12 protein-coding genes and 1 pseudogene are annotated in these 12052 nt (G+C 66.3%); 9 read left to right on the top strand and 4 right to left on the bottom strand.

The window, feature by feature from the left end:
* A partial coding sequence (locus tag BGN95_RS04315) for a pyruvate dehydrogenase complex E1 component subunit beta (protein ID WP_286771724.1) occupies positions 1-1179 on the top strand: 1179 nt, incomplete at its 5' end.
* A gap of 64 nt (positions 1180-1243) precedes the next feature.
* Here BGN95_RS04315 and BGN95_RS04320 read toward each other — a convergent pair.
* Genes BGN95_RS04320 through BGN95_RS04330 form a run of 3 tightly spaced genes read right to left on the bottom strand, consistent with a single transcriptional unit; the run spans position 1244 to position 3708 of the window.
* A complete protein-coding gene (locus tag BGN95_RS04320; RefSeq protein WP_286771725.1) occupies positions 1244-2617 on the bottom strand; it encodes a TadE/TadG family type IV pilus assembly protein in 1374 nt (457 codons plus the stop codon).
* Positions 2618-2620: 3 nt separating this feature from the next.
* Entirely contained in the window at positions 2621-3190 is a 570-nt protein-coding gene (locus BGN95_RS04325) for a TadE/TadG family type IV pilus assembly protein (RefSeq protein WP_286771726.1), read from the bottom strand.
* Positions 3191-3192: 2 nt separating this feature from the next.
* Positions 3193-3708, bottom strand: a complete 516-nt coding sequence (locus BGN95_RS04330) for a TadE/TadG family type IV pilus assembly protein (RefSeq protein WP_265269855.1) — start codon at positions 3706-3708, stop codon at positions 3193-3195.
* A gap of 182 nt (positions 3709-3890) precedes the next feature.
* On the opposite strand from BGN95_RS04330, the gene BGN95_RS04335 reads away from it, so the two are divergent.
* From BGN95_RS04335 to BGN95_RS04345, 3 genes are all read left to right on the top strand, one after another.
* Positions 3891-4556, top strand: a complete 666-nt coding sequence (locus BGN95_RS04335; protein WP_265269857.1) for a squalene/phytoene synthase family protein — start codon at positions 3891-3893, stop codon at positions 4554-4556.
* A gap of 36 nt (positions 4557-4592) precedes the next feature.
* Positions 4593-5048, top strand: coding sequence for an EF-hand domain-containing protein (locus BGN95_RS04340; RefSeq protein ID WP_286771727.1), 456 nt, complete (start codon positions 4593-4595; stop codon positions 5046-5048).
* Positions 5049-5358: 310 nt separating this feature from the next.
* On the top strand, positions 5359-8103 hold the full coding sequence (locus BGN95_RS04345; RefSeq protein ID WP_286771728.1) for a TonB-dependent receptor plug domain-containing protein: 2745 nt from the start codon (positions 5359-5361) through the stop codon (positions 8101-8103).
* 85 nt (positions 8104-8188) lie between these two features.
* Here BGN95_RS04345 and trmFO read toward each other — a convergent pair whose 3' ends face one another.
* Positions 8189-9496, bottom strand: coding sequence for a methylenetetrahydrofolate--tRNA-(uracil(54)-C(5))-methyltransferase (FADH(2)-oxidizing) TrmFO (trmFO, locus tag BGN95_RS04350; RefSeq protein ID WP_286771729.1), 1308 nt, complete (start codon positions 9494-9496; stop codon positions 8189-8191).
* Between the two features lie 203 nt (positions 9497-9699).
* Here trmFO and BGN95_RS04355 point away from each other — a divergent pair, with 203 nt between their 5' ends.
* From BGN95_RS04355 to BGN95_RS04375, 5 genes and pseudogenes are all read left to right on the top strand, one after another.
* The gene (locus BGN95_RS04355) at positions 9700-10302 is read left to right on the top strand and encodes a lysoplasmalogenase family protein (protein WP_286771730.1); all 603 of its coding nucleotides are present in this window, start codon (positions 9700-9702) and stop codon (positions 10300-10302) included.
* A complete protein-coding gene (locus BGN95_RS04360; protein ID WP_265312882.1) occupies positions 10299-10745 on the top strand; it encodes a DUF488 domain-containing protein in 447 nt (148 codons plus the stop codon). Before BGN95_RS04355 ends, BGN95_RS04360 begins: the two co-directional genes overlap by 4 nt.
* Positions 10742-11386, top strand: a complete 645-nt coding sequence (locus BGN95_RS04365; RefSeq protein ID WP_265312881.1) for a DsbA family oxidoreductase — start codon at positions 10742-10744, stop codon at positions 11384-11386. Before BGN95_RS04360 ends, BGN95_RS04365 begins: the two co-directional genes overlap by 4 nt.
* Positions 11387-11397: 11 nt before the next feature.
* Positions 11398-11757 carry a SpoIIAA family protein gene (locus tag BGN95_RS04370; protein ID WP_265312880.1) on the top strand — a complete coding sequence of 120 codons (360 nt, stop codon included), beginning with the start codon at positions 11398-11400 and terminating at the stop codon, positions 11755-11757.
* A 101-nt stretch (positions 11758-11858) separates the two neighbouring features.
* A pseudogene (locus BGN95_RS04375) lies at positions 11859-12052 on the top strand (thiamine phosphate synthase); the annotation flags it as partial.

Consider the following 12052-nt stretch of genomic DNA (forward strand, 5'->3'; position numbering starts at 1 on the left):
GAGGGGGAGGACGCTTCCGCCGCGTCGCCGAAGCCCGAGCCCGTCACCCGCGCCGAAAAGCCCGAGGTGCAGGAACAGGCGGCGGAAAGCGGCACGCCGGTGCCGCACAAGGTCGAGACCGGCGCGCGCCAGATGTTCGAGGCGGCGAAGCATGACGCCGAGGTGCGCGATCCCGAAATCCCGGCGGGCACCGAGATGGTCAAGTTGACGCTGCGCGAGGCGCTGCGCGACGCGATGGCCGAGGAAATGCGCGCCGACGACCGCGTATTCGTGATGGGCGAGGAAGTCGCGCAATATCAGGGCGCGTACAAGGTCACTCAGGGGCTGCTCGACGAATTTGGCGACCGCCGCGTGATCGATACGCCGATCACCGAATATGGCTTCGCCGGGGTCGGCACCGGCGCGGCGATGGGCGGGCTGAAGCCGATCGTCGAGTTCATGACGTTCAACTTCGCGATGCAGGCGATCGATCACATCGTCAATTCGGCAGCCAAGACCAATTACATGTCCGGCGGCCAGATGCGTTGCCCGATCGTCTTCCGCGGCCCCAACGGCGCGGCGAGCCGCGTCGCGGCGCAGCACAGCCAGAATTACGGGCCGTGGTATGCCAGCGTCCCCGGGCTGATCGTCATCGCGCCTTATGACGCGTCGGACGCCAAGGGGCTGCTCAAGGCGGCGATCCGCTCGCAGGACCCGGTGGTGTTCCTTGAGAACGAGCTGCTCTACGGCCGCACCTTCGAAGTGCCCAAGCTCGACGATTGGGTGCTCCCGATCGGCAAGGCGCGGATCATGCGCGAGGGCAAGGACGTCACGATCGTCAGCTATTCGATCGGCGTCGGGCTCGCGCTCGAAGCCGCCGACCGGCTGGCCGAGGAAGGCGTGGACGCCGAGGTGATCGACCTGCGCACCCTGCGTCCGCTCGACAAGCAGACGGTGCTGGCGTCGCTCGCCAAGACCAACCGGCTGGTGGTGGCGGAGGAAGGCTGGCCGACCTGCTCGATCGCCAGCGAGATTATCGCGATCTGCATGGAGGAGGGGTTCGACGACCTCGACGCCCCGGTGGTCCGCGTGTGCAACGAGGATGTCCCCCTGCCTTATGCGGCGAACCTCGAAAAGCTTGCGCTGATCTCCGCCGACAAGATCATCGCGGCGGTGAAGAAGGTGACATACCGCCAGTAAGGCGGAGTGGCCTGCACGGCGTCAGAGGCCGGCGGCGTCATCGCGACGCCGCCGGCTTTTTTCGTCAGTTGGTCAGGCGGGCGGTGGCGACGGCGGTCTGGAACAATTGTGCGAGCGCACCGGAGATGTCGCCGTCAGTCGTCACTTTGGAGTAGAGGCCGGGGGAGGCGCACTGCTGCAGCGGGGGGCTGATCTTGTCGACCGGCGACAGATACGGCGCCTTCACATTGGTCTTTGACCAGTCGTCGCTCGCGGAATCGGGCAGATATTCGGTGTAGAGAACCGCGATGCGGATACCGCGATTCTTGATTGCGGTGCACGAAGCGGTCGAAATCGGGCCCTCCGGGGGGCCGCCGGGTCGCTTTTCGTCCCACATGCCGTCGGTAATCAGGAACATTACCGCCTGGGGCGTGTCATTGTTGTAATTGGTTCCGTTGCCGGCCTTGAGCGGCATCGCCCCGAGAATTCCGCTGAACGCGGCGGTGAAATTGGTGGCGGTGTCGTTGTCGTTAGTGCTGCACTGGTAATAATTGTTCTGACAATAGACCAGAATCTTGGCATCGGTCACATGCGTCTTGACGGTGGACAAGCTGGCATCGACGTTGGGCAGTGATACGGTGGTCGGCCATAATTGCTTGAAGGTCTTGTCGAAGGAAAACAGCCCCATCCGATATTGCGCTTTGTTGGTCGATGACGTGCTCGTCGCGAGATCGGTCAGGTTGGAAACGGCGGTGTGGAGCAGATCGGTTCGCAAGACGATGCCGTTGTTCACGGCAACGGTATAGAAATCCTTGCAATTTTTGTTCCTGCTATCGCACACTAGCTCGGTGTTGTTGCTGCCGTAGGTCAGGTTGGTCTGGTGGCAGGCGAAAGCGCAGCCGTTGGTCGCGGCAACCATCGAGCTTAGCCCGGCGGAAGTCGCCGGCAACAGCATCGACGGCGACGTATCGAGCAGCATGTAGAAATCGATGTTCGGCGCGGTCATGTTGTTCGCGCTGGACGATCCGCCGATCGCGATCGTCGCCATGCCGAGAATACCGCCGAACACATTCTGCGACTGCGCGGAATAAGTCACCGTTATCGTGCGCGAGCCGGGGCCGTTGGGTTGCGAGGGGACGACGGACAATGTCGCGGGATTATAGATCACGCCGCTGAGCAGCGCCGCTTGCGAATTGAACATGTCGGTCGCGGTCTGTACCGCGGTCGTCTGGTCCTTGTTCATCATCGTTGCGGTGACGCCGGCGAGCGCGGCGGCGTCGGCCAGCGCGTTCATCTTGGTGCGAAGCCTGGCCGCCCGCGCATAGTCGATGCCCATGCCGGTGGCGAAGGCCATCGGGATCGCCGCCAGCGCGAACAGCATCATCACATTGCCGGACCGCTGGCGGCGGAGCCGGGAGAGGAAATGTCGCAGGCCGGTGAGGAGCGATGGGATCGGCATGGATCAGCAGCCCGTGCAGGGGATGTCGACGGAGCGGCGGGGGTTCATGAAAATCTGGTCACGAAAGGTGATCGGGCCGATCAACTGGCCGCCCGCCGGCGGGACGTAGGAGTAGCTCACCTCGGCAAAGATGAGGTTCGTGCTGGCGATCCTGAGCTTCACCGGGACCACGTTGTTCGGCGTCGTCGGATTGGCGAGCAGATCGGATGTCTTGAGCAAGTTGCCGCTGCTCGCGCGGCTCCACACGACGCTCGGCATCCCCGTCGCGCTGATCGCGATCTCGGAGACGCGGGTGGTGGTGTTGCTTGCCGAATAGGGCGTCATCACCGCGCCGGCGGCGCCGAGGATGCTGTCGACGTCGCTCGCTTGCACCGCGGTGAATTGCGTCGTCACGTCGGCCAGGGTGCGCGTGGTGGTGGTCACCTTGCGATAGGCGGAGGTGGCGTCCATCAGCTGATAGCCGCCGAGGTAGAGCAGCAGCAGGAACGGCGCGATGATCGCGAATTCCACCGCACCCAGCCCGCGCCGATCGTCGCGCAGGCGATGCCAGAAATGGAGGAGGGCGGGGATCACGCTCAGCTTCCGTAGGGTTCGGTCTTGAACACCGAGGTGGCGATCAGCAGCCGCTGCCCGTTGGTCATGTTCGACAGGTTGAAGCCGAGCGGGGCGGGGACCACCGGCAGGCGATACATCATGCGCATGACGACGATGCTGCCCGGGCCGCCGGGCGAGAAGGCCCAGGCGTTGGTGACATTGCCGTTGGCGTCGAAGGTCAGTTTCGGCGCGGCGGTGCTGACCGCCGAGAAGGAGCTGACGTTCTGCACGTCGATCATCAAATTCGCGCATTTCATGAACGACGGCAGGTTGGCGCATGCGGTGTTGCCGAAATTGGTCGCGGTCATCGACGTGCGTTGCGCGCTGCCGGTGACGAGCTGGCGCGCGGTGCGCTCGGCGGTGCTTTCGAGATTCTGCTGGGCGAAGAATACCAGGGCGGTCTGCACGATCGCGACGATCAGTGCGATGACCGGGGCGAGCACGATCGCGAATTCGATCACCGACGCGCCGCGCCGCTCGCGGGCAAGCGCACGCATGTCACGCCGCCTTGCCGCGCGGCGCTGCACGTGCGGCCGCCGGGTTGCCATTCGCTGTTCCTGTCCCATTCTCTGGTCGCGACCCCTGATCAGGCCCCATCGGCGGATATGCGGATAACATTAAGAAAATCTCACGAGGCCATGGTTGACGGCGATCGAGCGGGGGGTCACGCGGCGAAGCGATGGAACCGTCCGATCCAGCCCCCGGCCAGCCCGATATGGAGGCGCGCGCGATCGAGCGCCGTATCGTCCTGTCCTATGTCCCCGCGGCGATGCGGCCGGCGCTTGCGGCGCTGCTCGCGCTCGACGATCGGCTGGGGGAGATCGTCCGCGCGGCGCGCGATCCGCTGATCGGGCAGATGCGGCTGACCTGGTGGCATGAGGCGCTGGTCGCGCTCGACGCGGCGCCGGCGCCGGCCGAGCCGATCCTGCGCGCGATCGCCGCCGGCCTGCTGCCGCACGGGGTGGCCGGCGCCGCGCTCGGCCGGATCGTCGACGGGTGGGAGGCGGTGCTCGCGATCGACTCCGATCCGGCGGCGGCGCTCGCGGTGCATGCCGCCGAGCGCGGCGAGATGCTGTTCGCGCTCGCCGCGCGGTTGCTCGGCGGCGACGATGCGCGCCTCGCCGATGCCGGCGCCGGCTGGGCGCTCGCCACATTGCGCGATCCGCGTGCGCAAGCGTCGGCGGCGGCGCGGCTCGCCGGGTTGACCGATCGCCGCTGGCCGCGCGCGTTGCGGCCGCTGTCGGCGATGGCTTTGCTCGCGCGCGACGACCTCGATTCGGCCGCTCGCCCGGGAAGTATCGGGCGCGCCGCGCGATTATTTCGTCACTGGCTTGGCGGCCGATAGTCTGATCTTATCCCCTCCAGCGGGAGGGGCGAGACGATGTGGCGCTATGCTTTGGGCGGCGTGGCCGCGCTGTTGATGATCGCGGCGGGGTGGCTGTTGTTCAACGGCAAGGCGGCGCGCGAGCCGTTGCTCCCGCCGGCGCCCGACCGGCCGCAGATCGCCGACGCCGACCGGCCTGGCGTGCCCGAAGCGAGTGAGCGCACCCGCGAGCAGAAGCGGTTCGATCGCTACGACAAGGATCGCGACGGCCGGGTCGTGCGCGAGGAATATCTCGCGTCACGGCGCAAGGCCTTCGCGAAACTCGACGGCGACGGCGACGGCCGGTTGTCGTTCGACGAATGGGCGGCCAAGACGATGACACGCTTCGCCACTGCCGATGGCGATCGCTCGGGCGCGCTCGACCGCACCGAATTCGCCACCACCGCGCCCAAGCGCCGGCCGAAACCGGCCTGCGTTTGCCCGGCGCCGTCACAGCCCGACGGCGAGGAATAGCCACCGCGCACCGCCGGTGGGCCGTGAGCGGCGCGCTAAAGCACTAAAAAACAAGAATAATACAATAATTTGATCCGATTTGATCTGGATCAAATCCATTCTGACGCGCGTCATTATCTATGACGAACAATATCATCCACATGAGAAGATAAATCTTCCTGATTTGATCTCCAAAACATCATTATGAAGATAATTTCATCTCCTAAAACACGATAAGTAATAAACTATATTATCTTTTCAATAATATTGCATTTCGGGAAAGTATTTTCCTCGTCGTAATTATCTATCAAGATTTTTAGGGAGGATTTCGATGCGAATTTCGCATGCGACGATGCTTGCGCTCTCCGTTTCTTTTCTGGCGTTTCCGGCGGCCGCGCAGGAGTCGAAAGCGCCCGCGGTGGAGCCGCTGCCCGGAGAGGAAGTGATCGTCACCGGGACGCGTGCCGCGAACCGCACCGTCGCAGACTCGCCCGTGCCGGTTGATGTGATCAGCTCCCAAGCGCTGACCACCGGCGGCTCGGGCGAGACCAACACCGTGCTGAATGCGCTGGTCCCGTCGTTCAACTTCCCGAGGCCGTCGATTGCAGACGCATCGGATGTGATCCGGCCGGCGACGTTGCGCGGGCTGTCGCCCGACCAGACATTGGTGCTGGTCAACGGCAAGCGCCGCCACACTTCCGCGCTGCTCAACATCAACGGCACCGTCGGGCGCGGCTCGGCGGCGGTCGATCTCAATACCATCTCGAACCTGGCGATCGACCGGATCGAGGTGCTGCGTGACGGCGCGGCCTCGCAATATGGCTCGGATGCGATCGCGGGGGTGATCAACATCCGGCTGAAGACCGCCGATCATGGCGGCAAGGCCTCGGTCACCTACGGCAAATATGTCACCCGGCTGGACGGCGTGCGCGAGGTGCTCGGGCTGCAGACCGATGCTGCCGGCCAGCCGTTCTTCGATCCGGCCAACCCCGAATTTCTGGCCGCCAACCTTGGCGGCAGCCCGTCGCGCAGTGACGGCGATACCTGGACGCTGGGGATGAACCTCGGCGTGCCGATCGGCCAGGGCTTCATCAACGTTACCGGCGAGTATCGCGACCGCGACACCGTCAACCGCGCGGGATACGATCTGCGCCAGAATTACAACCTCGTGGACGGGGCGTTCGACGCGCGCGAACTCACCTTCAACCGGCTGAATTTCCAATATGGCGATCCGAAGACCGAGGACTGGAACGTCGCGGTCAACGCCGGGATGCCGCTCGGCGCGAACTGGGAAGCCTATGCCTTCGGCACCTTCTCGCAACGCAACGGTCGCTCCGCGGCGAACTGGCGCCTGCAAGGGTCGAGGAGAAACCGGGATTATTCGGTACTCAGGCCTTCGGAAGCGCCGAGCGAGGGCAATTTCGCCCCGATCTACGCCAATGGCTTCCTGCCGTTCATTGCATCCGATTATACGGATTATTCGATGGCGATCGGTGTCAGGGGCGAAGTCGGCCAATGGTCGGTCGATCTGTCGGGGGTCTATGGGCGTAACCGGATCGACTATCGCACCGAGAACAGCATCAACGTCTCGTTCGGCCCCACCGCGCCACGCAATACCGATTCGGGCGGGCTCCGCTTCGGCCAGTTCACGGCCAACCTCGATGTGACGCGCGAATTCGCGGTCGGCTTCGCCAAACCGCTGACGTTGGCGTTCGGCGGCGAATATCGCCGCGAGAATTTCCAGGAGCGACCGGGGCAGCTCGAATCCTACGCCGCCGGGCCCTATACCTTGCCGGCGCGTGCGACGACCGCGGCGGAATGCGCGGCGGCGGACGGCGTCTATGCTGCGGCGACTGGCCTCTGTTCCTTCCCGGGCCGTTCGGCGCCGGTCGGCCAACAGGGCTTCGAGGGCATTCCCGCCTTCGCGAAGGTCAGCGCCAGCCGCAACAGCTTCGCCGGCTATCTCGAGCTCGATACCGATCCCTTCCGAGGCTTCACGGTCACCGCCGCCGGCCGGTTCGAGCGTTATTCGGATTTCGGCAGCACGGCGAACGGCAAGCTCGCCTTGCGCTACGAATTCATTCCGCAACTCGCGCTGCGCGGTGCGATTTCCAACGGCTTCCGGGCGCCTTCGCTCCACCAGCAATATTTCGGCGCCACCTCGACCTTCCTGTCCAGTGCGGCCGGGCTGGTGAACGTCGTCACGACCCGGGTGGACAGCCCGGTCGCGCGCGCGCTCGGCGCGCAGCCGCTGAAGCCCGAGAAATCGCGCAACATCTCGGCCGGTATTGCGCTCAATCCGTTCCGCGGGTTCAGCCTGACCGCGGACTTTTTTCACATCAGGATCAGGGACCGCATCGTCCTGACCGAAAACCTCGGTTTCGAAGGCACCGGAACCGACGAGCAGAAGGAAGCCATTAAGGCGATACTCGATGCCAATGGCTTCAACTCGGTCGGTGCCGCGCGGTTCTTCATCAACGGGCTCGACACCACGACCAAGGGGGTCGACGTGGTCGGCAGCTATCAATTCGACGCCGGGGGAGCTGGCCGCTGGTCGCTGTCGGCAGCGTATAATTATACCAGCAACAGGATCGACAAACGGCTCAACAATCTCGGCCCGCTCGCGGCGGTGCCGGGGCTGGCGCTGTTCGGGCGGCAGGAGGGGCTGCGTTTCGAGAAGGGTCAGCCGCGCGACAAGATCGTGCTGTCAGCCAATGGCGAGATCGGCGTATTCGGGCTGACCGCCCGAACGACGCGTTACGGCAAGGTCGTGGCGGTAGCCGAGGCCGAGCCGCTGGATGAACCGACCAGCCTGACCGCTTATGGCCCCGATGACATCTTCCTGCAGCCGCGATGGCTCACCGATGTCGAGGTTCGCTACACCTTCAAGAAGCATATGACCTTCTCGCTCGGCGCAGACAATGTCTTCGACGTCTATCCGACGCGCAGTCCGACCGGGAGGCGACCGGACGGCGGATTCTATCCGGAAGAAAATTCCTTCCTTCCCTATATCGATTTCTCGCCGTTCGGGTTCAACGGGCGCTACGTTTACGCCCGGTTCACCGCACAATTCTGAAAGACGCGCGCGGGTCGGCCTGGCGCCGGCCTGCGCCCCCACCGTCGCCCCGGCCTCGCGCAGGGGGTGGCGGCGGATCGCGCCGCTACCCGATCCACGCCGCCAGCGCGGTGCGGGCGCGGTCGGTGTACATGCGTTTGCGGTCGGCCTTGCGCGTGCGCCCCTCGATCGGCGGGAACAGCCCGAAATTGACGTTCATCGGCTGATAGGTCTCCGCCACCGCGGCGCCGGTGATATGGTGGAGCAATGCCCCCAGCGCGGTCTCGACCGGCGGCGGGGCGAGCGGCTTTCCGGCGAGCTCGGCGGCGGCGAAACGCCCCGCCAGCAGCCCGACCGCGGCGCTCTCGATATAGCCCTCGCACCCCGTCACCTGTCCGGCGAAGCGGGTCGCGGGGCGCGATTTGAGCCGCAATTCGGGGTCGAGCAATTCTGGCGAGCGCAGGAAGGTGTTGCGGTGCAGCCCGCCGAGCCGCGCGAATTCGGCCTGTTCAAGCCCCGGGATCGTGCGGAACAGCCGCACCTGCTCGGCGTGTTTCAACTTGGTCTGGAAACCGACGATGTTCCACAAGGTGCCGGTGGCATTGTCCTGCCGTAGCTGCACCACCGCATAAGGCCAGCGCCCGGTGCGCGGATCGTCGAGCCCGACCGGTTTCATCGGGCCGAAGCGCAGGGTTTCCGGCCCGCGCTCGGCCATCACCTCGATCGGCATGCAGCCCTCGAAATAGGGCACATTCTCCCAGCCGCGATATTCGGTCTTCTCGGCGGCGAGCAGCGCCGCGACGAACGCCGCATATTGCTCCTTGTCGAGCGGGCAGTTGATGTAATCCTTGCCGTCGCCCTTGTCCCAGCGGCTCTGGAACCACGCGACGCTCATGTCGATCGTCTCGCGGTGGACGATCGGCGCGATCGCGTCGAAGAAGGCGAGCGATTCCTTCCCCGTCTCGGCGCCGATCGCTTCGGCCAGCGCGGGCGCGGTGAGCGGCCCGGTGGCGATGATCGCCGGCCCCTCGGGCAGCGCGTCGACGCGTTCGCGGACGATCGTGATATTGGGGTGCGCGGCGAGCGCTTCGGTCACGCCCGCCGAGAAACCGTCGCGATCGACCGCCAGCGCCGAGCCGGCGGGGACGCGATGCGCGTCGCCCGCGCGCATGATCAGCGAGCCGAGCGCGCGCATCTCCTGATGCAGCAGCCCGACCGCATTGCTCTCGGCATCGTCCGAGCGGAAGCTGTTCGAGCAGACGAGTTCGGCGAGCGAGTCGCTCTGGTGCGCCGGGGTCGTGTCGCCGCCGCCGCGCATTTCCGACAGGCGCACGCGAAACCCCGCCTCGGCGAGCTGCCACGCGGCCTCCGAACCGGCGAGCCCGCCGCCGACGATATGGATGTGATGAGTCATGGCGGCCGGCGTTAGCCCGGTGGCGCGCGGATCGCCAGAACCCCGTTGCGGGGACCCAAGGGGCAGAGGCAGGCACTAGTGGATAGATTCAGACGGATGGTTCCAGTCTTTTTCAACCGGCATGACGGTGGGGATTTCTTCCGGACTCATCCGTTATGTTCTGACCACTAGCGCCACGGCGAACCCGCGCTACAGTCGCCCGCATGGGGAGAGGATTCATCGCGGCGTTGATCGCCGGGGCGGCCTATATGGTCGTTGTCTTGGGCTATTGGAGCGGGCCGGGAGCGGTGGTGCTCAAGGGCGCCGGGGTCGCGCTGCTCGCCTTATGGGCGGCGATGCGCGCGCGATCGACCGACGGCTGGATGATCGCGGCGGTGATGGCGCTGGGCGCGACCGGGGACGTGCTGCTCGAACTGGCCGGGATGGTCGCCGGCGCGGCGGCGTTCCTTTCGGCGCATATCGTCGCGGTCGCACTCTATCGTCGCAACGGCGCGGGATGGGTGCTCACCGCCTGCGCCGCGGTGGCGGTCGCCGCGGTGGCGCGGCTGGTGGCGCATGACGCCGGGGTCGCGCTCTATGCGCTCGGGCTCGGCGCGATGGCCGGGGCGGCGACCGCGTCGCGCTTTCCGCGGCGGTTCGTCGCGCTGGGGGCGTGGCTGTTCGTGGTGTCGGACCTGCTGATCTTCGCGCGGATGGGGCTGCTCGCGGACAGCATCGTGCCGCGCCTTTTGGTCTGGCCGACCTATTTCGGCGGGCAGGCATTGATCGCCTGGGGTGTCGTCACGACCTTGGCGCGGAAGCGATGACGCGTGTCTACACCATCGGCTATGAGGCCGCGACGATGGCCGAATTCCTCGCCGCGCTGCAGGCGGCGGGGGTCAGGCGCGTGATCGACGTCCGCGCGCTGCCGCTGTCGCGCCGGCCGGGCTTCTCCAAATCGCCGCTCGCCGCCGAACTGGCGGCGCGCGATATCGATTACGTCCACCTCAAGGCGCTCGGCACCCCCAAACCCGGGCGCGACGCGGCGAAGAAGGGCGATGTCGCGACCTTGCGCGCGGTCTATGATGCGCAGCTCGCCTTGCCCGAGGCACAGGCAGCGGCGGCGCGGATGCGCGACCTGATCGCCGAGACCCCGTCCGCCTTGCTGTGCTTCGAGCGCGATCCCTGCCACTGCCATCGCAGCTTGCTGCTCGCCGCGGAGGGCGAGGGGCTGGCTGTGGTCCACCTCTTTGCCGGAGCCACGCCATGACCCGCACGATGACTTTCGACGTGATCTCGGACGTGGTGTGCCCGTGGTGCGTGATCGGCCTGCTCGGGCTGGAGCGCGCGCTGGCGGCGACCGGAGATGTCGTCACCCCGGTGATCCGGCTCCAGCCGTTCGAGCTCAACCCGGATATGCCGGCGGGCGGGCAGGATATCGGCGAGCATCTGCGCGAGAAATACGGCGCCTCGGCGGGCAGCGGGGGCGAGGTGCGCGAGCGGATCCGCACGATGGCGGCCGGGCTCGGTTTCGACATGGCGCAGCGGCCCGGCGCGCGGATCTACAACACCTTCGACGCGCATCGCCTGATCGACTGGGCGGCGGGGCAGGGGAAGGCGTTGCCGCTCGCGCATGCCTTGTTCCGCGCCTATTTCACCGACGGGCGCGATCCCGGCGACCCCGCGGTGCTGGCGGCGGCCGCGCAGGCCGCCGGGCTCGACGGGGCGGACGCGGTGATCGCCGGCGATGCGCGGGCCGCGGAGGTGCGGGCGGCGGAAGAGCGCTGGCGGACGGACGGTATCACCTCGGTGCCGTCGATCATCGTCGACGGGCGTTACCTCATCCAGGGCGCGCAGGAGCCGGCCGCCTATGAGCGCGCGATCCGGCGCATCGCGGCCGAGGCGGCGTAAGGAGGTGAACGATGCTCACGATTGACGTGGCGGACGACGGATTGGTCGAGCTGGTGGTCGATGGCGCCATTTCGCGCGAGGATTACGATCGCGTGGTGGCAACGCTGGAGGCGCAGTTCGCAACGCATCGCAAGGTCAATGTGGTCGAGATCGTCCGCGCCTTCGGCGGGATCGCGCCGGCCTTGTGGTGGCAGGAGGTGAAGTGGAGCTTCGGCCATCTCGATCGTTTCGGGCGCTGCGCGATGGTGACCGATTCGGGCTGGATCGGCCCGGTCGCGCGGACCTTGGGGGCGATGCTGCCGATCGAATTGCGCACCTTCGGGACGAACGAGCTTGCGGCGGCGCGCGCCTGGGCGCGGGGAAGCGATTGATCCGGTTTCTTTCGTCATGCCGGGTCGAGCCCGGCATGACGGTGAGTGCGTGGGTGAAAAACCGGCTTCTGCTTGCGCGCGATCCGCCCTAGGGCGGCGTGATGGATGAAGACGATCCGCTCGGCCCGCTCGACCCCGATTTCGCCGCCGCCTTCGTGCGCGACGACAAGCGCCCGCCGTGCCAGCTCTATCTGATCTCGCCGCTCGACGTGTCGGGCGGGTTCGGCGACCGGCTGGCGCGCGCGCTCGACGCCGGACCGGTGGCGGCGTTCCAGTTCCGCGTGAAGGGCGTCGA

It is taken from the genome of Sphingomonas sp. 66-10, from assembly GCF_001897045.1.
GTDB classification, from domain to species: domain Bacteria; phylum Pseudomonadota; class Alphaproteobacteria; order Sphingomonadales; family Sphingomonadaceae; genus Sphingomonas; species Sphingomonas lycopersici.

Bases quoted from the DNA above. Each gene is read 5' to 3' on its own strand.
- BGN95_RS04320 (WP_286771725.1), bottom strand. From the start codon at position 2,617: ATGCCGATCCCATCGCTCCTCACCGGCCTGCGACATTTCCTCTCCCGG.
- BGN95_RS04330 (WP_265269855.1), bottom strand. From the start codon at position 3,708: ATGCGTGCGCTTGCCCGCGAGCGGCGCGGCGCGTCGGTGATCGAATTC.
- BGN95_RS04335 (WP_265269857.1), top strand. From the start codon at position 3,891: ATGGAACCGTCCGATCCAGCCCCCGGCCAGCCCGATATGGAGGCGCGC.
- BGN95_RS04340 (WP_286771727.1), top strand. From the start codon at position 4,593: ATGTGGCGCTATGCTTTGGGCGGCGTGGCCGCGCTGTTGATGATCGCG.
- BGN95_RS04345 (WP_286771728.1), top strand. From the start codon at position 5,359: ATGCGAATTTCGCATGCGACGATGCTTGCGCTCTCCGTTTCTTTTCTG.
- trmFO (WP_286771729.1), bottom strand. From the start codon at position 9,496: ATGACTCATCACATCCATATCGTCGGCGGCGGGCTCGCCGGTTCGGAG.
- BGN95_RS04355 (WP_286771730.1), top strand. From the start codon at position 9,700: ATGGGGAGAGGATTCATCGCGGCGTTGATCGCCGGGGCGGCCTATATG.
- BGN95_RS04360 (WP_265312882.1), top strand. From the start codon at position 10,299: ATGACGCGTGTCTACACCATCGGCTATGAGGCCGCGACGATGGCCGAA.
- BGN95_RS04365 (WP_265312881.1), top strand. From the start codon at position 10,742: ATGACCCGCACGATGACTTTCGACGTGATCTCGGACGTGGTGTGCCCG.
- BGN95_RS04370 (WP_265312880.1), top strand. From the start codon at position 11,398: ATGCTCACGATTGACGTGGCGGACGACGGATTGGTCGAGCTGGTGGTC.